Annotated in this window: 23 protein-coding genes and 1 pseudogene; 10 read left to right on the forward strand and 14 right to left on the reverse strand. The window is 72.2% G+C overall.

Going from position 1 to position 24,836, the window contains the following annotated elements; genetic code table 11:
• Positions 1-32 precede the first annotated feature (32 nt).
• Positions 33-1,220, forward strand: coding sequence for a cytochrome P450 (locus HNR68_RS16935; protein ID WP_179722309.1), 1,188 nt, complete (start codon positions 33-35; stop codon positions 1,218-1,220).
• Positions 1,221-1,268: 48 nt separating this feature from the next.
• Here HNR68_RS16935 and HNR68_RS16940 read toward each other — a convergent pair whose 3' ends face one another.
• The 6 genes from HNR68_RS16940 to HNR68_RS16965 all read right to left on the reverse strand — a co-directional run bounded on the left by HNR68_RS16940 (position 1,269) and on the right by HNR68_RS16965 (position 8,058).
• A complete protein-coding gene (locus tag HNR68_RS16940) occupies positions 1,269-1,538 on the reverse strand; it encodes a hypothetical protein (protein WP_179722311.1) in 270 nt (89 codons plus the stop codon).
• A gap of 19 nt (positions 1,539-1,557) precedes the next feature.
• Complete coding sequence (locus HNR68_RS16945) at positions 1,558-3,270, reverse strand: sodium:solute symporter family protein (RefSeq protein ID WP_425502888.1); 1,713 nt, start codon at positions 3,268-3,270, stop codon at positions 1,558-1,560.
• 195 nt (positions 3,271-3,465) lie between these two features.
• Positions 3,466-4,644, reverse strand: coding sequence for an ROK family protein (locus HNR68_RS16950; protein ID WP_179722313.1), 1,179 nt, complete (start codon positions 4,642-4,644; stop codon positions 3,466-3,468).
• Positions 4,645-4,734: 90 nt separating this feature from the next.
• The gene (locus tag HNR68_RS16955) at positions 4,735-6,150 is read right to left on the reverse strand and encodes a sugar ABC transporter permease (protein ID WP_179722315.1); all 1,416 of its coding nucleotides are present in this window, start codon (positions 6,148-6,150) and stop codon (positions 4,735-4,737) included.
• Positions 6,151-6,159: 9 nt separating this feature from the next.
• The gene (locus tag HNR68_RS16960) at positions 6,160-6,930 is read right to left on the reverse strand and encodes an ATP-binding cassette domain-containing protein (RefSeq protein WP_179722317.1); all 771 of its coding nucleotides are present in this window, start codon (positions 6,928-6,930) and stop codon (positions 6,160-6,162) included.
• A gap of 12 nt (positions 6,931-6,942) precedes the next feature.
• Entirely contained in the window at positions 6,943-8,058 is a 1,116-nt protein-coding gene (locus HNR68_RS16965; RefSeq protein ID WP_179722319.1) for a sugar ABC transporter substrate-binding protein, read from the reverse strand.
• 280 nt (positions 8,059-8,338) lie between these two features.
• Here HNR68_RS16965 and HNR68_RS16970 point away from each other — a divergent pair, with 280 nt between their 5' ends.
• The 6 genes and pseudogenes from HNR68_RS16970 (at position 8,339) to HNR68_RS16995 (ending at position 14,121) form a co-directional block, all read left to right on the forward strand.
• A complete protein-coding gene (locus HNR68_RS16970) occupies positions 8,339-10,177 on the forward strand; it encodes a glycoside hydrolase family 3 protein (protein WP_179722321.1) in 1,839 nt (612 codons plus the stop codon).
• 143 nt (positions 10,178-10,320) lie between these two features.
• A complete protein-coding gene (locus tag HNR68_RS16975) occupies positions 10,321-10,677 on the forward strand; it encodes a hypothetical protein (protein WP_218888332.1) in 357 nt (118 codons plus the stop codon).
• A 6-nt stretch (positions 10,678-10,683) separates the two neighbouring features.
• Positions 10,684-11,016 (forward strand): annotated as a pseudogene (locus HNR68_RS27660) (ATP-binding cassette domain-containing protein); the annotation flags it as partial.
• Between the two features lie 31 nt (positions 11,017-11,047).
• Complete coding sequence (locus HNR68_RS27665; RefSeq protein WP_179716375.1) at positions 11,048-11,263, forward strand: hypothetical protein; 216 nt, start codon at positions 11,048-11,050, stop codon at positions 11,261-11,263.
• A 394-nt stretch (positions 11,264-11,657) separates the two neighbouring features.
• On the forward strand, positions 11,658-13,259 hold the full coding sequence (locus tag HNR68_RS16990) for a flavin-containing monooxygenase (protein WP_179722325.1): 1,602 nt from the start codon (positions 11,658-11,660) through the stop codon (positions 13,257-13,259).
• Between the two features lie 127 nt (positions 13,260-13,386).
• Positions 13,387-14,121: a class I SAM-dependent methyltransferase gene (locus HNR68_RS16995; RefSeq protein WP_179722327.1), complete on the forward strand. Its 735-nt coding sequence runs from the start codon at positions 13,387-13,389 to the stop codon at positions 14,119-14,121.
• Between the two features lie 40 nt (positions 14,122-14,161).
• Here HNR68_RS16995 and HNR68_RS17000 read toward each other — a convergent pair whose 3' ends face one another.
• Genes HNR68_RS17000 through HNR68_RS17010 form a run of 3 tightly spaced genes read right to left on the reverse strand, consistent with a single transcriptional unit; the run spans position 14,162 to position 15,761 of the window.
• Positions 14,162-15,013, reverse strand: coding sequence for a Scr1 family TA system antitoxin-like transcriptional regulator (locus HNR68_RS17000; RefSeq protein ID WP_179722329.1), 852 nt, complete (start codon positions 15,011-15,013; stop codon positions 14,162-14,164).
• Positions 15,010-15,552, reverse strand: a complete 543-nt coding sequence (locus HNR68_RS17005; protein WP_179722331.1) for a DUF6879 family protein — start codon at positions 15,550-15,552, stop codon at positions 15,010-15,012. The genes HNR68_RS17000 and HNR68_RS17005 overlap by 4 nt, the downstream gene beginning before the upstream one ends.
• Complete coding sequence (locus tag HNR68_RS17010) at positions 15,549-15,761, reverse strand: hypothetical protein (RefSeq protein WP_170301671.1); 213 nt, start codon at positions 15,759-15,761, stop codon at positions 15,549-15,551. The genes HNR68_RS17005 and HNR68_RS17010 overlap by 4 nt, the downstream gene beginning before the upstream one ends.
• Before the next feature lie 322 nt (positions 15,762-16,083).
• Between HNR68_RS17010 and HNR68_RS17015 the strand changes: the two genes are divergently transcribed.
• The 3 genes from HNR68_RS17015 to HNR68_RS17025 all read left to right on the forward strand — a co-directional run bounded on the left by HNR68_RS17015 (position 16,084) and on the right by HNR68_RS17025 (position 18,943).
• Positions 16,084-16,317, forward strand: a complete 234-nt coding sequence (locus HNR68_RS17015; protein ID WP_343050195.1) for a hypothetical protein — start codon at positions 16,084-16,086, stop codon at positions 16,315-16,317.
• Between the two features lie 452 nt (positions 16,318-16,769).
• Positions 16,770-17,342 carry a CGNR zinc finger domain-containing protein gene (locus HNR68_RS17020; protein WP_179722333.1) on the forward strand — a complete coding sequence of 191 codons (573 nt, stop codon included), beginning with the start codon at positions 16,770-16,772 and terminating at the stop codon, positions 17,340-17,342.
• 104 nt (positions 17,343-17,446) lie between these two features.
• A complete protein-coding gene (locus HNR68_RS17025) occupies positions 17,447-18,943 on the forward strand; it encodes an ArnT family glycosyltransferase (RefSeq protein ID WP_179722335.1) in 1,497 nt (498 codons plus the stop codon).
• A gap of 4 nt (positions 18,944-18,947) precedes the next feature.
• On the opposite strand, the gene HNR68_RS17030 is transcribed toward HNR68_RS17025, so the two are convergent.
• The 5 genes from HNR68_RS17030 to HNR68_RS17050 form a co-directional block, all read right to left on the reverse strand.
• Complete coding sequence (locus HNR68_RS17030; RefSeq protein ID WP_179722337.1) at positions 18,948-20,348, reverse strand: PrsW family intramembrane metalloprotease; 1,401 nt, start codon at positions 20,346-20,348, stop codon at positions 18,948-18,950.
• A gap of 95 nt (positions 20,349-20,443) precedes the next feature.
• A complete protein-coding gene (locus HNR68_RS17035) occupies positions 20,444-20,653 on the reverse strand; it encodes a hypothetical protein (RefSeq protein ID WP_179722339.1) in 210 nt (69 codons plus the stop codon).
• A 196-nt stretch (positions 20,654-20,849) separates the two neighbouring features.
• Complete coding sequence (locus HNR68_RS17040; protein ID WP_179722341.1) at positions 20,850-21,797, reverse strand: SRPBCC domain-containing protein; 948 nt, start codon at positions 21,795-21,797, stop codon at positions 20,850-20,852.
• 167 nt (positions 21,798-21,964) lie between these two features.
• The gene (locus HNR68_RS17045) at positions 21,965-23,458 is read right to left on the reverse strand and encodes a CoA-acylating methylmalonate-semialdehyde dehydrogenase (RefSeq protein ID WP_179722343.1); all 1,494 of its coding nucleotides are present in this window, start codon (positions 23,456-23,458) and stop codon (positions 21,965-21,967) included.
• The gene (locus tag HNR68_RS17050) at positions 23,455-24,756 is read right to left on the reverse strand and encodes an aspartate aminotransferase family protein (RefSeq protein ID WP_179722345.1); all 1,302 of its coding nucleotides are present in this window, start codon (positions 24,754-24,756) and stop codon (positions 23,455-23,457) included. The genes HNR68_RS17045 and HNR68_RS17050 overlap by 4 nt, the downstream gene beginning before the upstream one ends.
• Positions 24,757-24,836: the final 80 nt, after the last annotated feature.

Here is a 24,836-nt window from a genome sequence, read left to right on the forward strand (position 1 = left end):
ACAACCCGGCTGCGGAAAGGACCGGTGCTCCGATGTCGAGCGAGGCGACGGACGCACGCAAGATCGATCGCGGGGAGGAGCTGGGCGGCTGTCCGGTCAGCCGTGGCGCCGACGGGGTCTGGCGGATCCGGGGCCACGCCGCAGCGCGCGCTGCGCTGCGCAGCACCGACACCGTCCAGGCGGGGCTCGGCGTGGAGACCGTGGAGAAGATGCCCGCCAAGATCCGACGCCCGGTGCTCTACCGGGACGGTCCGGAGCACCGTGAGGACCGGCGGCAAACCGCCAAGTACTTCACGCCGCGCCGGGTCGACGAGGCCTACCGGGGCATCATGGAGCAGGTCGCCGACGAACAGCTCGACACGCTGCGCCACCGCGGCCACGCGCAGCTGTCCGAGCTGAGCTTCAACCTCGCCATCAAGGTGGCGTGCGAGGTGATCGGGCTGACCGAGAGCCGCCCGGGGCTGGCGCAGCGACTGGAGCGCTTCTTCCCCGAGGAGTTTGGCGAACCCGGCTTCACCAGCCTCAACGGCCTGTACTGGGTGTGGCGGCAGGCCACCAACTGGTCGAGCATCTACCTCAACGACGTGCGCCCGGCCGTGCGCGCCCGGCGCAAGCAGCGCCGCGACGACCTGATCTCGCACCTGCTCGACCAGGGCTGCACGTCGGCCGAGATCCTCGGCGAGTGCATCACCGTCGCCGCCGCGGGCATGGTCACCACCCGGGAGTTCGTCAACCTGGCGGCGTGGCACCTGTTCACCGACGACGCGCTGCGCGAGCGCTACTGCGCCGCCGAGGAGCCCGAGCGGATCGCGATCCTGCACGAGCTGCTGCGGCTGGAACCGGTGGTCGGACACCTCAAGCGCCGCGCCACCGCCTCGATCGAACTGCCCGGCGAGGACGGCGAGACCGTCACCGTCCCGGCCGGCGAGGTGATCGACATCCAGGTCACCGCCACCAACACCGACCCGAGCGCGTTCGGCGACGAGCCGCTGGCGGTGTGCCCGGGGCGCCCGCTCACCGACGCCACGCCGCCAGGGCTGTCCTTCGGGGACGGTCCGCACAAGTGCCCGGGCTCGAACATCGCGATCCTGGAAACCGACGTCTTCCTCAGCAAGCTGTTCGCCCTGCCCGGCGTCAGCATGCGCACGCCACCGCGCGTGTCGTTCAACGACGCGATCAGCGGCTACGAGCTGCGCGGCATGGTCGTCGAACTCCAGTGACCGGCGCGGTGGGGGCGACCCCGTGCTCGGGTCGCCCCCACCGTCCACTCAGGACTCCTTCGTCTCCCCTCCGGACTCCTCCGCTTCCCCTCCCTCGGGGACGGTGATGGGGCGCAGGCGGGCCCAGGTGAGGAAGGCGGCGGCGAAGACGAGCATGCCGATGCCGGCCCAGAGGTTGATGTTGACACCTGCGGACTTCTCCGCCTCGGGCTGGACGAGGCCGACGGCGACCAGCACCACCCCGTAGACGGCGAACAGCAGCGCGATGACCGAGCGGATGTCGAACGCACCCGCGGTGCGCGCGGAACCTGAAGACATGGCTCGTGGACCTCCCGTGTCAGGCGAAGACGATGTTGAGCACGACCACCAGCACCAGCGCGATCCCGGCCAGCAGCCCGGGCCGCCGGTACCAGCCGGCGTCCTCCCCGCTGGTGGAGGCCTGCAGCTGCGCCTTCGGCGTCAGCGAGTACACCAGCCCGGCCAGCTCCGCCTCCGGCTTCGGCCGGGTGGCCAGGCTGACCACCACACTGACGGCGATGTCGACCACGAACGCCACCCCGGCCCCGACGAAGCTGGCGCCCTGTCCGGGCAGGTCGATCACCCCGGACTCCGACATCGCGAACACCACCACCGCCGCCGCGGTGCCCAGCACCAGACCCGACCAGCCGGCGTGCGGGGTCATCCGCTTCCAGAACATGCCCAGGATGAACGTGGCGAACAACGGCGCGTTGAAGAACGAGAACAACTGCTGCAGGTAGTCCATCAGGTTCGAATACCCCGAGGCGATGAACGCCGTGCCCACCGCCGCCAGCGTGGCCCCCACCGTGACCCACCGGCCCATCCGCAGGTAGTAGCCGTCGGCCCGGTCCCGCACCACGTAGGACTGCCAGATGTCATAGGTGAACACCGTGTTGAACGACGACAGGTTCGCCGCCATCCCCGCCATGAACGACGCCAGCAACCCCGCCAACGCGACACCGAGGATCCCGTTGGGCAGCAGGTCCCGCATCAACAACAGGATCGCGTCGTTGTAGTCCACCGGCGCCCCCTCCGGCGCCCCCGCCTGCTTGTAGGCCCCCAGCTCCGGGATCACCACCGCCGCGACCATCCCCGGGATGATCACGATGAACGGGATGAACATCTTCGGGAACGCCCCGATGATCGGCGTGCGCTGCGCCGCCGACATGCTCTTCGACGCCATCGCCCGCTGCACCTCGACGAAGTTCGTCGTCCAGTACCCGAACGACAGCACGAACCCCAGACCGAACACCAACCCCACCACGCTCCAGAACGGGTTGGCGAACCCGGTCAACTCCGTGCCCGGCCACGCCGACAGCTGCTCACCCCCACCCGGACCGGCCGTGACCTTCTCCACCAGCCCCTGCACACCACCGACCTTGACCAACCCCACGATCGTCAACGGCAACAACGCCGCCACGATCACGAAGAACTGCAACACCTCGTTGTAGATCGCCGCCGACAAACCCCCCAACGCCGTGTAGGACAACACGATCGCCGCCGCGATCAACACCGACACCCACAACGGCCACCCCAGCAACGCGTTCACGATCGACGCCAACAGGTACAGGTTCACCCCCGCGATCAACACCTGCGCCACCGCGAACGAGATCCCGTTGACCAAGTGCGCCGCCCGACCGAAACGCCGCAACATGAACTCCGGGACACTGCGCACCCGCGACCCGTAGTAGAACGGCATCATCACCACGCCCAGGAACAGCATGGCCGGCACCGCACCCACCCAGAAATAGTGCATCGTCGGCATCCCGTACTCCGCACCATTCGCCGACATGCCGATGATCTCGATCGCACCCAAGTTCGCCGAGATGAACGCCAACCCCGTCACCCACGCCGGCAACGCACGACCCGACAAGAAGAAATCCAGACTCGTCGACACCGCACGCCGCGCCAAGTACCCGATCCCCAGCACGAACACGAAGTACAACGCCAACAACACATAATCGACGGCATTCGCGTCCAGCAGCTGGCCTTCGGCCAGCACCGACGCGCTCGCCCACGCGTGAGCGTCCACAGTGGTCCCTCTTTCCAACCGCGACGGCGCCGCGCGATCTCGGACCCCACCGGGAAGCGCGGACCGAGCCGAGCAGCACCATCCGCAATATGTTGTCCGCAGCAACTTAACACCGGGGACTCGCGGGCAACAGCGTCCTGAAACGATCAAGAAAGGGCCGTGACCGCATCGCAACGCGGCCCTGCAGGGGCCGGCTCAGCGGCTGGCGAGGACCTGCTCGAAGGCGAGCTCCGCGGCGCCGAGCAGCTTGCCGTCCGCGCCGAGCGAGGAGGTGACGAGCTTGGTGCCGCCCATCGCGCGGCTGACCAGGCTCCGCTCCACCAGCAGTTCGCCGACGTGGTCCAGCAGCGCGCGCGGCAGCGCGGTGAAGAGGTCGCCCAGCACCACCAGCTGCGGGCTGAGCAGGTTGACCACGTTGCACAGCCCGATGGTCAGCCACTCGGCGAAGTCCCCCAGCCGGTCCAGCACTTCGTCCGGGTGCTGCGCCAGCGCGTGCAGTTCGGCGACGATCACCCCGCGCGGCGAGTCCTCCGGCAGGTCCAGCGCCCGGCTCAGCGCCCGCTCCCCCACCTCGGTCTCCCAGCAGCCCCGGCTCCCGCAGTAGCACTCCATCCCGTCGGGCCGCACCACCATGTGCCCGAGCTCGCCGACGTACCCGCCGCTGCCACGCAGCGGCACGCCGCCGGAGATGATCCCGCCGCCGACCCCCACGTCGGCTCCCACGAACACGGCGTCCGTCGCACCCCGCGCCGCGCCCCGCAGGTGCTCGGCGAGCACGCTGAGCTCGGCGTCGTTGCCGACCTCCACCCGCCGGTCCCCCAGCGCCTCGGACAACCAGGCCCCCAGCGGCACGTCGGTCCAGTGCAGGTTCGGCGCCTCGCGCACCATGCCGTCCGAGCGGCGCACGACGCCCGGCGCGGACACCCCGACCGCGGCGAGCTCGACGCCGGCCTCCTCGATGAGCACCGCGCTGTTGTCCACGATGCGCGTGAAGACCTCGTCCGGCGTGCGCGTGGAGGGGCGCAGGCTCCAGCTGCACCGGTTGAGGATCTCCCCGCCGAAGCCGATGAGGGCCATCGCCACCTGCTCCACCCGCACGTCCACCGCCAGCGCCACCGCGGCGTGCGGCTGCGGCAGCACCAGCAGCGAGGGTCGTCCCGCCCCGCTGCGCCGGGCGGGCAGCCGTTCGACGACCAGCCCGTCCCCGACCAGCTCGTCGACCAGGGTCTTGATGGTGCTGCGGTTCAGGCCCATCTCGGAGGCCAGCGCGGCCCGGGTGCGCGGGCCGCTGATGTGCAGCCGACGCAGCAGCACGGCCCGGTTGTGCTGGCGCACTTCGTCGGGCCGCGCTCCCGCGGTTGGCGTGGTACTCACCTGGGCTGCGTCCTCCGCCTGCTCTTCCTCCACCGTCCGCACAAAGCTCTAGCACAACCTCCGGTCCGGTGGCGCGGAGCGCCGCGGGTGTCAACGGTCCTGCTGCGTCGTCGAGCGGCGCCGGGACAGCGCGTCCACCCCGGCGGCCGCGACCAGCACCAACCCGGTGATGATGTTGACCGGGGCCGCTTGGAAGCCGAGCAGGTTCAGTCCGTTCTGGACGGTGGCCAGCACCGCGCCGCCGAGCACCGCGTCCTGCAGCCGGCCCTTGCCGCCGAACAGCGAGGTGCCGCCGATCACCGCGGCTCCCACCGCGAACAGCACCAGGGTGCCGCCCCCGGCGCTGCCGTCGACCGAGCCGACCTTGGAGGTGTGGACGATCGCGCCGACCGCGGCGACCGCGGAGCAGATGACGAACGCGCTCATCCGGACCCGGGAGACGTCCACCCCCGCCCGCAGGGCGGCGTCGCGGTTGTCGCCGACCGCGCGCAGGTGCCTGCCGAAGCGGGTGCGGTCCAGCACGTGGGTGCCGGCGACCAGCAGGGCCAGCACCAGCGGCACCACCAGCGGCACTCCCCGGATGGAGGCCAGCTCCGGGTGCGGGGAGCGGTCCAGCACCAGCAGGTAGGTGGCCAGCCCGCCGCACCCCAGCACCGCCACGACCTTCGCCACGACCAGCGCGGTGGGCGGGGCGACCAGGCCGTGCCGCAGCCGCACCAGGTGCCGGCGGCCGACGACCGCGGCGTACCCGGCCCCGCAGACCGCGAACAGCGCCCAGCTGGCCACCGGACCGAGACTGCCGTTGGCGACGGCGAACAGCTCGGGGCTCTCGCGGACCGAGATCGTGCCGTCCGGCCCGACCAGCTGCAGCACCACGCCGGACCAGGTGATGAACAGCCCGAGGGTGACGATGAACGACGGGATGCGCACCTTCGACACCGCGAAGCCCGTCACGCACCCGATCGCCGCCCCCGTGCTCACCGCGAGCAGCACCTCCAGCCACGGGTTCGCCCCGAACCCGCCGACGAGCAGCACCAGCGCCACCGCGGACAGCGCCGCACCGAGCCAGACCCGCAGCAGCAGGGCGAGCAGCGCCGCCCCGGCCAGCGCCAGCGCGAAGGCGGCGAACACCGCCGGGCCCATCGCGCCGAGCAGGTTCCCGTCGTGCTGGAAGTGCAGCGCGAGCACGGCCGCGGCCACCCCGGAGGCGGTGCCGGCGGACAGGTCGATCTCGCCGATCAGCAGGACGTGGACCAGCCCCATCGCGATGATGGTCTGCCCGGCGCCCTGCTGCAGCAGGTTCGCCAGGTTGTGCAGCGTGAGGAAGTCCTCCGACGACGCGGCGAACAGCACCAGCAGCACGACCAGCACGACCAGCGCGGGCAGGCGACCGAGCTCGCCGCGGCGGACCCGCGCGACGTAGTCGCGCACCGCCTCCCGGGTGTCGCGGGAGGTGGTGTCGATGCCGAAGTCGGTGGCCGGGCCCAGCGTGCGTTCCGTGGTCATGATCGCTCCTCAGACGGCGGCACCGGGGCGGGCCAGGCCGAGGTCGCCGGAGCGCCCGGCGGTCATCAGCTCGACCACCTGGCCGTGGGTCAGGTCGCGGGCGGGCAGTTCGGCGGCCATCCGGCCCAGGTACAGCACCGCGATGCGGTCGGCGACCTCGAACACGTCGGACATGTTGTGGCTGATCAGCACCACGCCGAGACCTTGCTCGGCCAACCGGCGGACCAGGTCGAGGACCTGCCGGGTCTGCGCGACGCCGAGCGCGGCGGTGGGCTCGTCGAGCAGCACGACGCGGCTGTTCCACAGCACGGCCCGGGCGATGGCGACCGCCTGCCGCTGGCCGCCGGAGAGCGTGCCGACCTTCGCGCGCACCGATCCGACGGTGCGCACCGACAGCGACCGCAGGGTCTCCCGGGCGGCCAGCTCCATCGCGGTCTCGTCGAGCAACGCGCTCGGACCGCGCTCGCGGCCGAGGAACATGTTCTGCACGACGTCGAGCTCGTCACACAGCGCGAGGTCCTGGTAGACGGTCTCGATGCCCAGCTCCACCGCGTCACGCGGTCGCCGGACCTGCACCGGGCGGCCCTCGAACAGCACCTCGCCGCGGTCGATGCGGTAGACACCCGCGATGCAGCCGACCAGTGTGGACTTCCCGGCGCCGTTGTCGCCGATGAGCGCGGTGACCTCACCGGCCCGCACCGTGAAGTCCACCTCGCGCAGCGCGCGGACCGGCCCGAAGCTCTTGTCGACCCCGCGCAGGGCCAGGATCGGTTCGTGCATCCCGCGCTCCTCTCAGCTCGCGATGCCCAGCTGCCGGCAGGCTCCCGCCAGCTCGCCGCGGCAGATGTCCTCGGCCCGCACGCGGCCGGGGCCGAGCACGGACCTGATGTCGTCCCGCGTGATCAGCTGCGGAGCCAGCAGCACGGCCTTGACCTCGCGCCCGGTCGCCGGGTCGCGCACGCGGTGCCCGGCCAGCGCGTCCGCCGCGGCGCGGTCGCCGCGGACCAGGGCACCGGCCAGCTCGGCGGTGACCTCGGCCTCGGTGTGGATCGGCTTGAACACGGTGGCCGCCTGGTGGCCCTGCAGGATCGCGCGCAGCCCGTCGACGGTCATGTCCTGGCCGGTGACCGGCACCGATCCGGCCAAGCCGTGCTTCTGCAGCACGGTGATCACCGAGGCGGCCAGGCCGTCGTTGGCGGCCAGCACCCCGTCCACCCGCCCGCCGTTGGCGGTGAGCAGCTGCTCGAAGACCTGACCGGCGGCCTGGTTGTCCCAGCCCTCGACGAACCGGCTGCTCACCAGCCGCAGGTCGCCCGCGGCGTAGCGGGGTCCGAGCTCCTCGACCTGGCCGCGGTGCACCAGCGCGGCGTTGTGGTCGGTGGTGGAGCCGCCGACCTCGATCACCTGCGCGCCGGGGCGGTCGCGCAGCGCGTCGGCCAGGGCGCGGGCCTGGAGCCGGCCGACCTCCTCGTGGTTGAAGCTGACGTAGTAGTCCGCGCTGCCGCCGACGCTGAGCCGGTCGTAGTCGATCACCGGCACCCCGAGCTGCTCGGCGCGCTGCTCCACAGTGGCCCCGGCGTCGCCGGACGGTGCGGCGATGACCAGCACCCGGACCCGCTGGCTGAGCATGCCGTCGGCGATCTGGGCGAACTTCTGCGCGTCGCCCTGCGCGTTCTGCACGATCGGTTCCAGGCCGCGCTCGCGCAGCTCCTCCTCGAGCACCGGCTGGTCGACGTGCGCCCAGCGCGCGGACGTGGCGGTCTCGGGCAGGATCACACCGACGCGGGGCGCGTCGGCGGCGACCGGCGCGCTCGCCGGGGACGGGGGCAGGGCGTTGTTGCCGCAGGCGGCGAGCAGCAGGCCGAGCCCGCAGGCCGCAGCGGTCCACACCGCAGGCGTTCTCCGCATCGAGAAGCCTCTCCCACACCCGGTCCAACCCAGCACCCCCGAACGTCGCGGGTGCGGGCACGCCGCACAACACCGGGCACCGCGAAGTTGACCTGATCGATGCAGCCCGGTGACTTGATCGATCGAGGAGATCTTCCCCTCCCTCGATCCACTGCTATGTTGTCGGCTGCAACATATCCGGTGCGCCTCCTCTCCCGCCACCGGACCGCCGCTCACCGCACGGCGGCGCACCGCCTCACGCCCCTGATCCGGAGTGATCCGCACGCAGAGGAGTACGTCCATGACACGTCTGTTGCGCAGCAGACCCCGCAGAGCCGGGTTGCTGCTCACCGCAGTGGCCTGCGCCGCCGCGGCCGCCACCCCGGCCGTCGCCGAGCCGACGCCGGTCTACCGCGACGCGAGCCGGCCGGTGGCCGACCGGGTCGAGGACCTGCTGTCCCGCATGTCCCTGCAGGACAAGATCGGCCAGATGACGCAGGCCGAGCGGGAGGCCGCCGACCCGGCCGCGGCCGCCGAGGCCGGGATCGGCTCGATCCTCAGCGGCGGCGGGTCGGCCCCCACGCCCAACACCGCCGAGTCGTGGGCCGACATGTACGACGCCTACCAGCGCGCGGCGTTGAACACCCCGCTGGGCATCCCGATCCTCTACGGCGTCGACGCGGTGCACGGCCACAACAACGTGCACGGCGCCACGATCTTCCCGCACAACATCGGGCTCGGCGCCGCCAACGACCCCGAGCTCGTGGAGCGGATCGGCCGGGCCACCGCCGAAGAGGTCGCCGGCACCGGGATCGACTGGGACTTCGCGCCCTGCCTGTGCGTGGCGCGCAACGACCGGTGGGGGCGCACCTACGAGTCCTTCGGCGAGACCCCGGAACGCCCGACGGCGATGGCCTCCCTCGTCACCGGCCTGCAGGGGTCGTCGCTGGACGGTCCGGCGTCGGTGATGGCCACCGCCAAGCACTACATCGGTGACGGCGGCACCACCGGCGGCGAGGACCAGGGCAACACCGAGATCGACGAGGCCGAGCTGCGCGCGGTGCACCTGCCGCCGTTCAAGGCCGCCGTCGAGCGCGGCGTCGGCTCGGTGATGATCTCCTTCAGCAGCTGGAACGGCGTCAAGATGCACGTCCACGACTACCTGATCAACGACGTGCTCAAGGGCGAGCTGGGCTTCACCGGTCTGGTGGTCTCGGACTGGCAGGGCATCGACAAGATCGACGGCGAGGAGGGCTTCACCGCCGCCGAGGTCCGCGACTCGATCAACGCCGGCCTCGACATGATCATGGTGCCCTACGACTACCAGGAGTTCATGGACCTGCTGCGGCAGGAGGTCGAGGCCGGCCGGGTCCCGATGTCGCGCATCGACGACGCGAACCGCCGCATCCTCACCAAGAAGTTCGAGCTCGGCCTGTTCGAGAACCCCTTCACCGACCGCAGCTTCACGCCGACCGTGGGCAGCCCGGAGCACCGGGAGCTGGCCCGCCAGGCGGTGCGCGAGTCGCAGGTGCTGCTGAAGAACGAGGGCGGCGTGCTGCCGCTGCCCAAGGACAGCGGCAAGATCTTCGTCGCGGGCAAGAACGCCGACGACATCGGCAACCAGAGCGGCGGCTGGACGATCAGCTGGCAGGGCGAGAGCGGCCCGATCACCCCGGGGACCACGATCCTGGAGGGCATCCGGCAAGCGGTCGCCCCCGGCACCGAGGTGACCTACGACCGCGACGGCAACGGCATCGACAGCAGCTACTCGGCGGCGATCGCGGTCGTCGGCGAGACCCCGTACGCCGAGGGCGAAGGCGACCGGCCGGAGGGCATGGGCCTCGACGAGGAGGACCGGGCGACCCTGGCCAAGCTGCAGGAGTCCGGCGTGCCGGTGATCGTGGTGATGGTCTCCGGCCGACCGCTGGACATCGCCGCCGAGCTGCCGAACTGGGACGCGCTGGTGGCCGCCTGGCTGCCCGGTACCGAAGGCGCCGGTGTCGCCGACGTCCTGTTCGGCGACCACGAGCCGACGGGCACGCTGCCGATGACCTGGATGGTCAGCGCCGACCAGCAGCCGATCAACGAGGGTGACGGCAAGTCCCCGCTGTTCCCCTACGGCTACGGCCTGACCTACTGATCGGACCGAGCGCGACGGGCACCTCCCGGGCCGGCGGGAGGTGCCCGTTCGCGTGCGCGCCCGCCCGGCACCACGCCCGTTCCACCACGTCCGTGGTGGCGCCCCGGCTGAGCCGGTTCTCAGCTCTCAGCGACATGTCGGTGATGCGCGCCGAGCTGCCGGCGCTCACCGGCACGGTGACGGTGGACAACGCCCTCGGACTGCCCGCGCTGCCGGGCGACGACGCGGCACCGCTGCTCACCGACGGGACCGAGCGGTTCCAGGTGTGGGCCGACGGCCAGGGCCGCCACCGCGTCTCGGCCCCCTCCCCCGTCGGCGAGCAGACCGTGGTCGACGACGGCACGACCACCTGGACCCGGGACTCCAGCGAGCGGTCGGTCCCCCGCACCCCGCACCGGCTGGGTCGTCGGCAGCCTGGCGGGGAACGCGCTGGTGACCTCCGACGGCCGGGTCGCGGTCGGTGCCGTGCCCGTGCAGGTCCTCGTCGCCGCGCTGGGTGAGGCGCGGTGACCGTCGCGGAAGCGGTGGCGTCGCCGGCGGTCGCGGGCGGTGAGCTCGCCGCCCGCACCACCTGGCTCCGCACGACCTACGGGCACACCGTCGCGGTCGCCGGCGTCGACCTCGCGGTAACGCGCGGCGGCGTGGTGGGGGTGCTCGGGCCCCACGGGTCGGGCAAGACCACCACGATCCGGATGCTGCTCGGGCTCACCGCGCCCACCTCGGGGACGGTCGAGCTGCTCGGCCACCGGCTGCCCGAGCACGCCGGCCGGGTGCTGCCGCGGGTCGGCGCGCTGGTGGAGGGGCCGGGCTTCCACCCGTTCCTGTCCAGTCGGGAGAACCGAGCACCCGCTGGTGGTCGTGGTCGCCACGATGAGCGAGCTGATCACCTTCGGCGTGCTGAGCACCGTCCCGGCGCTGGACTGGCTGCGGCCGGTGCTGATCACCACCGACTGGTCGGCGGTGCTCGACGTGCTGCGCGACCCGATCAGCGGGAACGGCATGCTCACCGGTCTGCTGCGCGCCGGGTGCCACCTCGTCATCGGGGTGTCGACGACCGTGGCCCGCGTGGTCACCGAGGACGCCTGAGGGTTCAGCGCAACACCGCGCAGATCTCCAGCCAGGCCGCCTTGAGCAGCAGGCGGGTCGTGCTCGGTCGCCGCCACGAGGTTCGCGTCGAGCGCAGCCGGTGCAGGCGCACGTGAAACCTTCCGTTCGCTGGGTCGAGCGCGCCGGCGCTGGACCCCGTTCCCCGACGCCTGGCAGGACCCCGTTGTCCCGCCAGGCCGCACTCGGCCGGGAACGCGTCCCGTCCGTTCCGTGCGACCGATACCTTGCCCGTTGTCGGCCGGTCGGGCAAGGAGGCACCGCCAGCCGGGTGCCCGTCCTTGCCCGTCCGGGCGCCGCGGGGTCATGCTCGGCTGAGCGATCGTTCAGGGCCGAGGACGACGACGCACCCGCCGAAGCAGAGGAGTGCGACCGGATGGACGAGGACCGCCCGCAACTCGACGCCCTCATCATCGGAGCCGGTTTCGCCGGCATGTACATGCTGAAGACGTTGCGCGACAGGGGTTTCCGGGTGCACGTCTACGAACGCGGCGGCGACGTGGGCGGCACCTGGTACTGGAACCGCTACCCGGGCGCGCGCTGCGACGTCGAGAGCCTCTTCTACTGCTACTCGTTCTCCGAGGAGCTGCAGCAGGAGTGGCAGTGGACCGAGCGGTACCCGGCGCAGCCGGAGATCCTGCGCTACGCCCGCCACGTCGCCGACCGCTTCGACCTGCGGCGCGACATCACGTTCCGCACCGAGGTCCGTTCCGCCGCCTACGACGAGGCGCGCGACCAGTGGGTGGTGCGCACCGACGACGAGGAGCTGACCACGCGGTTCCTCATCACCGCCGTCGGTTGCCTGTCGGCCGCTCAGACGCCCGACTTCCCCGGCATCGACGACTTCCGCGGCGAGGCCTACCACACCGCCGACTGGCCGCACGAGGGCGTGGACCTCACCGGCAAGCGGGTCGGCGTCATCGGGACCGGCTCGTCGGGCATCCAGGCCATCCCGGTCATCGCCGAGCAGGCCGCGCACCTCACCGTCTTCCAGCGCACCGCGCAGTACAGCGTTCCCGCGCACAACCGCCCGCTCACCGACGAGGAGCAGCGGCAGGTCAAGGCCCGCTACGCCCAGCTGCGCGCCGAGGCGCTCCGGACGCAGGCCGGGATCCTCTGCGAGCGGCACGAGGTCAACGCGGTGGACGTGCCGCGCGAGGAGCTACAGGCCGAGCTGGAGCGGCGGTGGCGCCTCGGCGGCCTCACGTTCTGCGCGGCCTACCAGGACACGCTGGTCGACCCGGCCGCCAACGAGCTGTTCGCGGAGTTCGTCCGCGACAAGATCCGCTCCATCGTGCACGACCCGGACACCGCCGAGCTGCTGTGCCCCCGGGACTTCCCGATCGGCACCAAGCGGATCTGCGTGGACACCGGCTACTTCGCCACCTACAACCGGCCGAACGTGTCGCTGGTCGACGTCCGCCGGAACCCCATCTCGGCCATCACGCCGACCGGGTTGCGGGCCGGTGACCGGGAGCACGAGCTCGACGTGATCGTGTTCGCCACCGGCTTCGACGCGATGACCGGGCCGCTGACCCGCATCGACATCCGCGGCTCCGGCGGGCGGCGGCTGGCCGACGAGTGGGACGCCGGGCCGCGCACCTACCTCGGCCTGGCCTGCGCGGGCTTCCCGAACATGTTCACCATCACCGGGCCGGGCAGCCCGTCGGTGCTCAGCAACATGATCGTGTCCATCGAGCAGCACGTGGAGTGGATCGCCGAGCACCTCGAGCACCTGCGGGACAACGGGGTCCGGCGCAGCGAGGCGGACCCGGAGGCGCAGCGCCAGTGGTCGGCGCACGTCGACGAGGTGGCCGCCGAGACGCTCTACCCGCGTGCCGCGTCGTGGTACATGGGCGCGAACGTGCCCGGCAAACCGCGGGTCTTCATGCCCTACGTCGGCGGCGTCGACGTCTACCGGGACATCTGCGACGACGTGGCCGCGAACGGCTACCGGGGGTTCCGGCTGGCCGGTTGACCCGGGTCGCCGCGGTGACGACGTGTGTCCACTGAGGACCAGACCGCGCCGTCCGCCCGAACTCCCCGGGCTGGAGCGGGACGAGCGGACCCTGGTCGAGCGATCTCGTGCTGCCTAGGGTGGGTGCATGACCGACCGATCGACTCCCCCGGTGTTCACGAAGGTGCTGCCGCTGCTGACGTCCGCGCCGGAGCACCCCGACCTCGGCCGCGGCTACCTGGACCTGCTCGGGGGCCAGGAGGGACCGGCGCCCGGGCCGATCCAGTGGTTCTGGGAGACCGGCTTCGGCTCCGCCTTCTACGACCGCCTGCAGCAGCTCGGGCGCCGGGCGCTCCCCGGCTGGTTCCAGCTGCCGGCCCGCACCCGCCCGCCCGCCGGGGGCCGGGTGCTCGACATCGGCTGCGGCCCGGGCAACGTCACCGCCGCGCTGGGCCGCCAGGTCGGCCCGGACGGGCTGGCGATCGGCCTGGACGTCTCCCGCCCCATGCTGGCCCGCGCGGCCCGCACCGAGACCCGGGACAACGTCGGGTTCGTCCGCGCCGACGCACGCGACCTGCCGTTCCCGGACGGGACCTTCGACCTCATCACCAGCATGGCCGCGCTGCAGCTGGTCCCGGGCCCGGAGCACGTGCTGGCGGCGGCGTGCCGCGCCCTCGCCCCCGGCGGCTGGCTGGCGGTGATGACCCCGACCCCGCACGGCGGTCTGCTGCACGCGGCGTCGCGGATGACCGGTGGCCGCCTCGGGTTGCGGTTCTTCGACCCCGACCGGGTCGCCGAGCTGCTCGACGACAACGGGATGCGGGCCGTGCACACCCACCAGAGCGGCCCGGTGCTCTGGATCAGCGCCCAGCGCCGCAGCTGACGGCCTCGCCGCGGTCGCGGACGCGCAGGACCGGGCCGGGTCAGGGCTCCTCGGCGAGCGCGGTGTACCGCTCGATGAGGCCGTGCAGCACGGCGCGGGCCTCCGCTCCTTCGACCGAGGCCGCCAGCAGCACGTCGAAGAGCCGGTGGAAGCGGTCCAGGTCCTCGGGGTCGGTGACGGTCATCTCGGTGTTCACCGTCTCCACCAGGACCAGGTCGTCGATGATGACGAACCCGTGCTGCGGCACCACGCGCAACCGCACGTCCATCGGCAGCACCGCCAGGCGCAGCGTCGACATGCCCGCCAGCGCCAGCAACCGGTCGAGCTGCCCCACCATCACCTCCGGTGGGGCGATCGGGTGCCGCAGCCCCGCTTCCGCGCAGATGACCTCCACCTCGGTCCCCGGGCGGTAGAGCACCTCCTGGCGGGCCATCCGGCGCTCGACCGACTCCGCGACGTCCCGCTGGTTCTGGTGCAGCACCGCCACGGCCTCGAACACGTGCCGCGCGTACTCGGCGGTCTGCACCAGGCCGGGCACCATCGCGATCTCGAACAGCCGGATGCGCTCCGCGTCCTGCTCGAGCTGCCTGCCGTACTCCTGCCGGGCCCGGTTCCCGGAGCGCAGCTGGCGCTTCCAGCTCGCCGCTTCGAGGCGGATCTCGCGCAGCTCCTGCCGCAGCTCGGCCTCGACCGCCTCGTCCGCACCGACCACCCGGCAGTAGACCACCACGTCGGCGTCGGAGACCGATTGGTTGGCCGTCTCGATCCGCGAGACCTTCGACGGGGTCCAGCCGGCCCGCTGCGCGAACTGCTTGCCGGACAGCCCCGCTTCCACGCGCAATCGCCGCAAGGCGTCGCCGAACGCCAAGCGGCGGGTGTCGAAGTCACTCACCGGCGCCTCCCGATCACCTCGTGCCGGTAAGCGAGCAACGGCACCGCGTGCTCGCACGCGGTGCCCCACCATCTGAGGTAGCGGTTCACCTCCTCAGGACTGGCGATGATCTCGCTGCCGGCGAACTGCTGGTCCTCGAAGTGCATCAGCGCGACCCGCGCCTCGTCGAAGATCCAGAAGTCGTGCGTGGGCAGGCCCAGGGAGCGCGCCCGGGACTCGGGGAGCACCCGGACGTCCTCGCCTGCGGCGACGTTGGCCTCCCCGACCTCCAGCTGCCAGCGCTGGTACTCGGTGGGTGGTTCCCGGAAGACCCGCACCCGGGCGATGGACCGGCCCTCCCGGGTCGCCGCCGCCACTTGGTCCAGCCAGGGGCGCAACCACGCCAGGTCGTCCGGTTCCCCGGCCCGCCAGCGCCGCCAGGGTTCGGCCTCGGCCGGTTGGCGGTAGGTGCCCTGGCACTCCCACCGCCACGCCCGACGCCGGAACGAGCGCAGCAGTTCGTCGAACTGCGCGCCCGGTAAGACCCAGGAGGAACTCACGGTGCCGCCTTCGGCACGAAGACGTCGAGCAAGGCCGCCGGTACCTCCACCGCCGTCTCGTGATCGGGCAGGCCCCGTTCGCGCAACGCGGCCAACGCTTCCGGATCGGTGACCTTGTAGCCCTGGACGACGTAGGTGCCCTGGTCTGTGCTGTACAGCGTGGGGCAGGTACCGGCGTGGGACGTCGTTCCCCGGAAGGTCAGCTTCACCCTGTTCCTCCTAGTTCGGAAGATTCCTGCATCGTCCGTGCAATACGTGCATTCGGTCAAGGGTCGGAGCGCGCCGCAACTCGGACAGCCGAACCGGGTGACGCGCGACTGCCGTGATCCACTCGGCCGTTCGGTGGGAATCACGGCGAGATTGCACGAATTGCTTGAAATGCGTCCCGGGGCCTTCCCATACTGATCGTCGTCCGGGGGTGTCAGGAGACTGAGAGGCGGGCGAGCACGTGAACATCAGCCGGTTCCCGATGGGCACGATCCCCCTCCCGCCCGCCTCTCGCCCGGCCCCGCTCACCCGGGGAGCAGCGGCGTGATCGGGCTGCAGCAGGCCGAGCGGCACTACTGGTTGCCCGCGCCGGACCCGGACACGGGCGTCTTCGAGCGGCACGCCTTCCCCGGCCGCCGCTGGGAGGGCCAGCCGACGGGCGTCGCCGTGTGCGGTGCCCAGGTGGCGATGGCCGTGCCCAGCGAGATGGACTGGCGTACGGCGCCGACGTGCATGCCGTGCAACGACGTCCTGCGGAACCGCCCGACCGCGTCCTGACGCGGTCGGCCCACGAGCCTCCGGCCCGGTGTTGAACCCCGACTCGCACCGGGCCGGACCTTCCAATCCACAGTGGACGCCGAACCCGGCGTTCCCCACCTCTGAGCGGACGCCTGCGCGCCTCCGACGGGCGCCCCAGTGCCGCCACACCGTGCGGCTGCCGTCCGAGACGCACGACCGCGCGGGGCCGCCGACCGGCCCGATCAGACATCCAGTCCGAACTGGACGGGAAGGTCGGCCCTCCACCCGAGGAGCCGCCACCTCCGGACGTGCCTCGGCAGCACCATCAGCTTCCCGTGCGCGAGACCGTACGGGAGGGCCGCGATCGCCGTCCTCGACCGCGGCCGCCTCACCCTCGTTTCCCCAGGGGTGCGTCTAATGGGTGATCGCACACTGCGGCCATTAGATCAGTTCCGCCTGTGCGCGTCAAGAAGTCCACTATCATCGGCGGCATGAGACCTCGCTTGCCGCTCATCGGCGAGCCGCTGGCCGTGGACCTGGTCAACACCAGGGCGGTCATCTCGGGCGACCAGATCGACATGATGGGCACGCCCGAGAAGCTCCAGGAGTGGTTGACGCGCCAAGCCGACCGGATGCCCACTCCTCACCAGGCATCGCCCGACGAGGAAGACCTGGCCGCCGTGCACGCGGTGCGCGAGCACGTCGCGCGCACGCTGTCCGCGGTGCGGCGCGGCAAGCGCCCGCCGGCCGACGCGCTGCGCGGGCTCAACGAGGCGCAGCGGGCCGCTCCAGGCATCCGGAGGCTGAGCTGGCGCAACGGCTCGGTGGTCAGCGCCGTCGACCGGCCCGGCAAGCTGGGGCTGCGCGTCGCCGCCGAACTGGCCGAGGCCGCCGCCGAGCTGCTCACCGACCCGATCATCGAGCTGCTCCGCGAGTGCGAGGAGCCGAACTGCGTGATGCTGTTCGTCGCGAGGAACCCCCGGCGCCGCTGGTGCTCGGCCGCCATCTGCGGCAACCGGGTGCGCGTGGCCCGCTACTACCGGCGCCACAAGGCCGCTGTCTGACGACCGGCGTGGTCCGGATCGCCGCCGCGGGCGGCCGTCGGTCGTCCGTGACACCGCCCTCCGGCCAGTAGGCTGCCCCGGCGAGCGACGCAGGAGGGGAGCCGATGCCCAGGACCACCGGCGCCGACGACGCCACCACCGACCGCCTCCCCCGCCCGCTGCCACCGCTGGCGCGGACTCCCGTCCTGGTGCTGGCTTCGCTGGTGGCCCTGCTGCTGGTGCTGCTGGCACCGCGCTACGACCTCGTCACCGACGAGCTCTACTTCCTGGCCGCCGGCGAGTACCACCTGGACTGGGGCTACGTGGACCAGCAACCGCTGGTGCCGCTGCTGGCCGCGGCCCTGGACACCGCGTTCCCCGGATCGCTGGTGGCGTTCCGCTTCCCCGCCGCGCTGGTCACCGCGCTCGGCGTGGTGCTCACCGCGCTGCTCGCGCGCGAGCTCGGCGGCGGTCGCACGTCCCAGGTGCTGGCCGCGACGGCGTACGCGCTCTCACCGTGGCTGCTGGTCAACGGCCACTGGCTCACCGCGTCCACGGTGGAACCGCTGCTGTGGACGGCGGTGCTGTGGCTGGTGGTGCGGTGGGTCCGCTCGCTCGGCCACGGCGTGCACCGCGACCGGCTGCTCCTCGGCGCCGGGGTGGTCGCCGCCGTCGCGATCCAGACCAAGTTCCAGGTCGTGGTGCTGTGCGCGGCACTGCTGCTGGGCGTGGCCATCGCCGGTCCGCGCGCTCTGCTGGCCCGCCCGGCGCTGTGGGTGGCGGCGGCGATCCCCGCGGTGGCCGCGGTGCCCGCGCTGTGGTGGCAAGCCGCCCACGGCTGGCCGGTGCTGGAGATGGGCGCCGCGGTCGACCGCGAGAACGACCGGCTCCTGCTGGTGCCCACCGCGCTGTTCTACGCGGGCGTCGTGCTCGGTGCGGTGCTCTGCTGCTGCGGGCTGGTCCGGCTGCTGCGCTCCCCCGCGTTGCGGCCGTACCGGTTCCTGGGCTGGACGGTGGTGGCGGTGCTGGGGTTCTTCCTGATCACCGGTGGGCGGCCGAACTACCTGGCCGGTCTGTTCGGCGTGCTGTTCGCCGCGGCGACGGCCGGGGCGAAGCACCCCGGTCGCGCGGTCCTGTGGCCGGTCTGCGCCCTCTCCGCGGTGCTGCCGCTGGCGATGCTGCCGATCTACCCGCTGGACCTGCTGGCCCGCCACCCCGAGTTCCCGCACTACCCGCGGCTGTACGAGACCGGTTGGCCGGAGCTGACCGACGCGGTGGCCCGCGCCCACCGCTCGCTGCCACCGGAGCAGCGCCGCCGGGCGGTGGTCGTCGCCGAGACCTACTACCTGGCGGCGGCGCTCGACGTGCGCGGCCGCCAGGCGGGTCTGCCGCGGGTCTACAGCCCGCACCGGGGCTACTGGTTCTTCGGTGCCCCGCCCGCCGACGCCGACGTCGTGCTCTACGTCGGCGGGCGGTCGCTGTCCGGTCTCTTCAGGCGGTCGCAGCGGCTCGGGACCGTCGAGTCGGAGCTGGAGAACGTGGTGCGCGGCACCCCGATCACGCTCTACCAGGACCCCGAGCGACCGTGGCTCGAGCTCTGGCCGCAGCTGCGCACCACCTGACCGCTCACCGCGGCGGCCACGGACCGCTGGGCGGCCCCGGGGGCTGCGGTGGGCGGGGCGCCGCAGACGGCGGCGCGGGCGGACGCGGCGGCTGACCCTGCGGCGGCTGGCCATGCGGCGGTTGTCCCTGTGGCGGCCGGCCGGGCTGTGGAGGCCGTTGCCCGGTCGGCGGCATCGGCTGGCGCACCTGGTAGGTCGGCAGCTGGGACAGTTGCGCCGGCAGCTGGAAGAAGCCGGACTGCTCCTGGCGCGGCGCCCACGGCGGTGGCGGCGGGGTCTGCGGCATCCGCTGGAAGAACGCGTCGCGCGCCATCCGCATCAACGACACGATGGCCTCCCGCCGCGCGAAGAACTTGTCCGGCGGGATCGTCGCCTTCTCGGCGTGCGCGTGCAGCAGCGCCAGCTCGGTGGCGGCCAGCTGGTAGTCACCCATCGCCTGCGCCCCCGTGGTGCCCGCCTGCGAGCGGGCCCAGCGCCGCGCCTGCTTGCGACCGGACATGCTGCCGAGCATCTGCACGTCGTTGGGCTGCACGAGTCCACTCGGGACGTAGGCCGGCAGGTACTTGCCGATCAGCCGCACCAGCCGCTTGCGGTCCTTGACCAGCACCACGACCAGGACGACCAGCACCACGAAGTCGATGGCGTAGGCCAGCAGCATGCCCGCGAAGCCGAGCACCGTCAGGCTGCCGTTCCACAGCGCGTGCAGCATGACCCCGCCGACCCAACCGCCGATCACCGCGACCACGCGCGCCGGTCCGCGGTGCGTGGCGGCGTAGGCGACGCCGAGACCGATCATCGAGGTGTAGAGCGGGTGCCCCAGCGGCGAGATCACCCCGCGCAGCACCACCATGAACGCCAGCGAGCCGTCGTCGATGCCCCGCATGTAGTAGAGGACGTTCTCCACCATCGCGAAGCCGAGCCCGCACATGCTGGCGTAGACGATGCCGTCGGTGGGCCCGTCGATCTCGTGGCGCCGCACCAGCAGCAGGTACAGCAGCAGCGCGCCCTTGAAGCTCTCCTCGACCACCGGCGCCACCACCGAGGCGGTGATCCCGTCAGCGGCCGCGGGTCCCACCGCGGGGGCCAGCAGCGCTCCGGTGACCGAGTTGACGATGAGGGCGCCGAGGATGGCCACGCCCGCTCCCCAGCCGAAGGCCAGCACCAGGTTGACCCGGGGTTCGGGCTCGAGCCTGTCGACCAGCAGGATCAGGCCGACCAGCACGATCGCGGTGGGCAGCGCCAGCAGCGTGCCGACCACGACGTTGACCGGGCCGCCGGTCAACAGGTAGAAGGCGAGCGCCAGCAGCAGGCAGACACCGGAGACCACCAGCCCGATGATGAGCGGCACCGGTGTCCGGTTCGTGCTGTGGCCGTCGAGGACGGATTGGGGCTTGAGCGCGGACATGCGGGTGAGGGTAGGAGATCGCCGGGTCTGGAGTCCCGCGGTCCGGATCATTCGTCGGCCGGATCACCCGGGCGTCGGTCCACGCAGGACTGCGATCACACCGGCGGCCGGGTGCCCGCCAGGATCCCCTCGCCCCCGCACTGCGGGCAGCCGCGCCACTCGGCCAGCGTCATGCCGGTCGTCAGGTCCTCGGTCGCCCTGATCACGTACAGCCGGGGGTCGCTGACCTTCTTGAAGCCCCCGCAGGTGAAGCACATCGCGTTCGGCCCGGCGGAAGGCACCGGTGGCTGTCCCTGGTCGGTCATGCCTCGCTCGATCCTCGCCCCGGCGGCGCCCAGGGGTGGTCCTGTCGGCCCGGCGCCGCCCGGCAGTGCCGGCAACGCGTCCAGCCCATGATGGTGTAGGCCTCACCGGTGTCCGCCGAGAAGAACCCGCGCGGCACCTTGACCTGCCCGCGGCCCTTGCAACCCCGGCAGGTGCCGCCCGGCCCGGACCCAGCGGTCACGTCCGCCTCCACAAGCTCGCACCGGGCACGTACCTCGCCATCGTATCGGCCGGTCGGCCACGGGGTGGACCACCCCGGAGCGGGTCAGCTGGTGGCGGCGTAGACGCGGTCGGCCAGCGCCGCGACGTGTGCCGCCAGGCCCGCAGCGCCACGTCGCGCTGCTCGGCCAGCTCGTCCGGGCCGGAGTGGGTGAGCACGATCCGGGCGCCGCCGCGCCCGTCGGCGAGCTCCCAGCGCACCCGGCCCACGCTGGCCCCGTCGGAGGTCCACTCGTACTCGAGCCGCCGCGGTGGCTGCACGTCCACGACCGCGCCCGCCGGGACCTGCTCGGTGGTGCACGCGGACGGCACCGCACCGCCGACCTCGACGCCGCTCCCCTCGGTCAGCACCGACCAGACCGCGTCGACCGGTCGCTGGATCAGCGGGCGGTGGAACCGCGGCCGCCACCCGTCCGATGTGGACTCCACGGTCGGCTCGTCGAGGCCGAACTCGCGGACGAACCGCTCGTGCCGTTCGACCACGGACTCGGCGGCGCGTGCCGGGCGCCCCGCCGTCACGTCCTCCAGCGCGTCCAGGCAGCAGGTCCAGCCGGTGGCCGTCGCGGCCGCCGCGGAGCGGTCGTCGAAGGTGTGCGTGAAGACCAGCAGGGTGCCCTGCCCGCCGGGGCGCAGCTCGATGCGCAGCAGGTCACCTTCCTCGGTGAAGGCGAACACCCGGTGCGGCTCCAGCTCGGTGACGGTGCCGGAGCTCCGGGTGCCCTCGCCGTCGTCGAAGCCGATCTCCCCGCCGGCGCGCAGGTCGATCCCGGTGACGGGGAACGGGTACCACTCGCTCAACCGCGCGGGCTCGGTGATCGACCGCCACACCTCCTCCGGCGGGTGCGCGAGCTCCCGCTCCAGGCGCAGGACCTGGCGGCCGTCAGCGGTGCTGAGCGTCTCGTTCACGGGCCCTCCTCCTCGGCAGCGCGCTCGGACCGGCGTGCGGGCCAGCCTGCCGCAGGAGGGAACGGGGCGCCAGCACCCGCGCGAACTGCACCGGACCGGGGCAACGGGGCCGGCCGACGCGCGTGCGGGGAGCTCGTCCGGGAGGGCTCCCCGCACGCGTCGAGGTGTCAGCTGCTCTGCGGGAACCCGAGGTCCACGCCGCCGTGCGAGGGATCCGGCCAGCGCGTCGTGACCACCTTGGTGCGGGTGTAGAACTGGACGCCGTCCGGCCCGTAGGCGTGCGCGTCGCCGAACAGCGAGTCCTTCCAGCCGCCGAAGGAGTAGTACGACACCGGCACCGGGATCGGGACGTTCACCCCGACCATGCCGACCTCGACCTCCTCGCAGAACTGCCGGGCCGCGCCGCCGCTCTCGGTGAAGACCGCGGTGCCGTTGCCGTACGGGTTGCCGTCGAGCACCTCCATCGCCGCGTCGTAGCTGGGCACCCGCAGCACCGAGAGCACCGGACCGAAGATCTCGTCGGTGTAGATCGACATGTCGGTGGTGACGTGGTCGAACAGCGTCGGCCCGAGCCAGAACCCGTCGGCCCCGCCGTCGACCTGCACACCGCGGCCGTCCACCACGAGCTTCGCCCCGGCGGCCACGCCCGCCTCGACGTAGGAAGTCACGCGGTCCCGGTGGGCGGCGGTGACCAGCGGCCCCATGTCGCAGCCGCGACGCCCGTCGCCGACGGTGAGCGAGGACATCCGGTCGGCGATCTTGGCGACCAGCTCGTCACCGACCGGGTCGACCGCGACGACCGCGGAGATCGCCATGCACCGCTCCCCCGCCGAGCCGAACCCGGCCGAGACCGCCGCGTCGGCGGCCAGGTCCAGGTCGGCGTCGGGCAGCACCACCATGTGGTTCTTGGCGCCACCCAGCGCCTGCACCCGCTTGCCGTGCGAGGTGCCGGTCTCGTACACGTAGCGCGCCACGGGCGTGGAGCCGACGAACGACACCGCCTTGACCGTCGGGTGGGCCAGCAGGGCGTCGACGGCGACCTTGTCGCCGTGCACGACGTTGAGCACGCCGTCCGGCAGCCCCGCCTCCTGCCACAGCTGGGCGAGGAAGACCGCCGCCGACGGGTCCTTCTCGCTGGGCTTGAGCACCACGGTGTTGCCGCAGGCGATCGCGTTGGGCACGAACCACAGCGGCACCATGGCCGGGAAGTTGAACGGCGAGATCACCCCGACGACACCGACCGGCTGGCGCACCGAGTGCACGTCGACGCTGGTCGAGGCGTTCTCCGAGAACGCGCCGCGGAGCAGGTTGGGGATGCCGCAGGCGTACTCCACGTTCTCCAGGCCGCGCTGCACCTCGCCCGCGGCGTCGGAGAGCACCTTGCCGTGCTCGGCGGTGATGATCTCGGCGAGCTCGGACTTGCGCTGGTTGAGCAGCTCCCGGAAGGCGAACAGCACGTTCGTCCGCTTCGCCAGGGAGGTCCGCCGCCAGGTCCCCAGCGCCTCAGCCGCCTTCCCGACCGCGACGTCCACATCGGACTCGGTCGCGAAGGCGACCCGCTTGGTCACCTCCCCGGTCGCCGGGTCGAAGACCTCACCGGTGCGCTGCGGGGTCGTGTCGTCGAACCTGCCCGCGATCCAGTGCTTGACCAGTTCTGTCATCGGTGGAGCTCCTGCTCGGCCTGCGTGGTGGTCTCGATGAGGACGTGCAGCGCCTGCTCGGCCTCGTCCTCGGTCAGCGTCATGGGCGGCGCCAAGCGCAGCACGTTGCCGTACAACCCGCCCTTGCCGACCAGCAGCCCGCGCTGCTTGGCCAGTTCCATCACCCGCCCGGCCGCGGCCGCGGCGGGCGTGCGGGTGCCGGGCTCGACCAGCTCGACCCCGATCATCAGGCCCTTGCCGCGCACGTCACCGATCAGGGCGCAGCGCTCGGCGTGGGTGCGCAGCCCCTCCAGCAGGCGCCCGCCGAGCTTGGCCGCGTTGCCCTGCAGGTCGTGGTCCAGCAGGTACTCCAGCGCCGCCAGCGCACCGCCGGTGGCGACCGGGTTGCCGCCGAAGGTGGAGATGGAGTTGGCGGTCAGGCAGTCCATCAGCTCGGCCTCGGCCACCACGCCGCCGATGGCCAGGCCGTTGCCCAGCCCCTTGGCGAAGGTCATCGCCGCCGGGGTCACGCCGTGCGCCTGGATGCCCCAGAAGTGCTCGCCGGTGCGGCCCCAGCCGGTCTGCACCTCGTCGGAGATCAGCAGGATGCCGTGCTCCTCGAGCACCTCGGCGAACGCGCCGAGCAGCCCGTCGGGCGGGGTGGCGAAGCCGCCGACGCCCTGGATCGGCTCGGCGATCAGGCAAGCCACGTCCCCGGAGGTGGTGGTCTCGATCACCTCGCGCAGGTCGTCGACGCAGGCCGCGATGTAGTCGGCGTCGGAGAGGTCCCGGAACGGGCTGCGGTACCGGTAGCTGCCCTGCACGTAGCTGACCTGGAACGGCGAGAGCGCGCTGGCCGACCAGCCGCGGTTGCCGGTGACGCCGAGCGCCCCGAAACCACGGCCGTGGTAGGAGTTGCGCAGCGCGAGCACCTGGTGGCTGCGCCGGTACTGGGTGGCCAGCATGAGCGCGGTCTCGTTGGCCTCGGTGCCGGAGTTGGTGAAGAACACCTTGGGGTTCTGCATCCCGGACAGCTCGCCGATCCGCTCGGCCAGCTCCACCTGCTTGCGGATCAGGTACAGCGTCGAGGTGTGCAGCACGCCGGTGTCGACCTGCCGGCGGATCGCGTCGCTGATCTCCGGGATGTCGTAGCCGATGGCGTTGGTCAGCACCCCGGCGAAGAAGTCCAGGTACTCGTTGCCGTCGGCGTCGGTGACGTGCCGTCCCCGACCGCTGACGATCTCGATGGGCTCGTCGTAGTAGAGCGCCAGCCAGCTGGGCAGGGCCGCGCGGTGGCGGGCCAGCAAGGTTTCCGACATAGCTCCCCGTTCCGTCGTGACGATGCGGCCAGTCTCGCCCGCGGAGCGCCCGATGACCTACCGACACCCTGTGCACACCT

Origin of the sequence: Saccharopolyspora hordei (genome assembly GCF_013410345.1) — a bacterium.
Classification (GTDB): Bacteria; Actinomycetota; Actinomycetes; order Mycobacteriales; family Pseudonocardiaceae; genus Saccharopolyspora; species Saccharopolyspora hordei.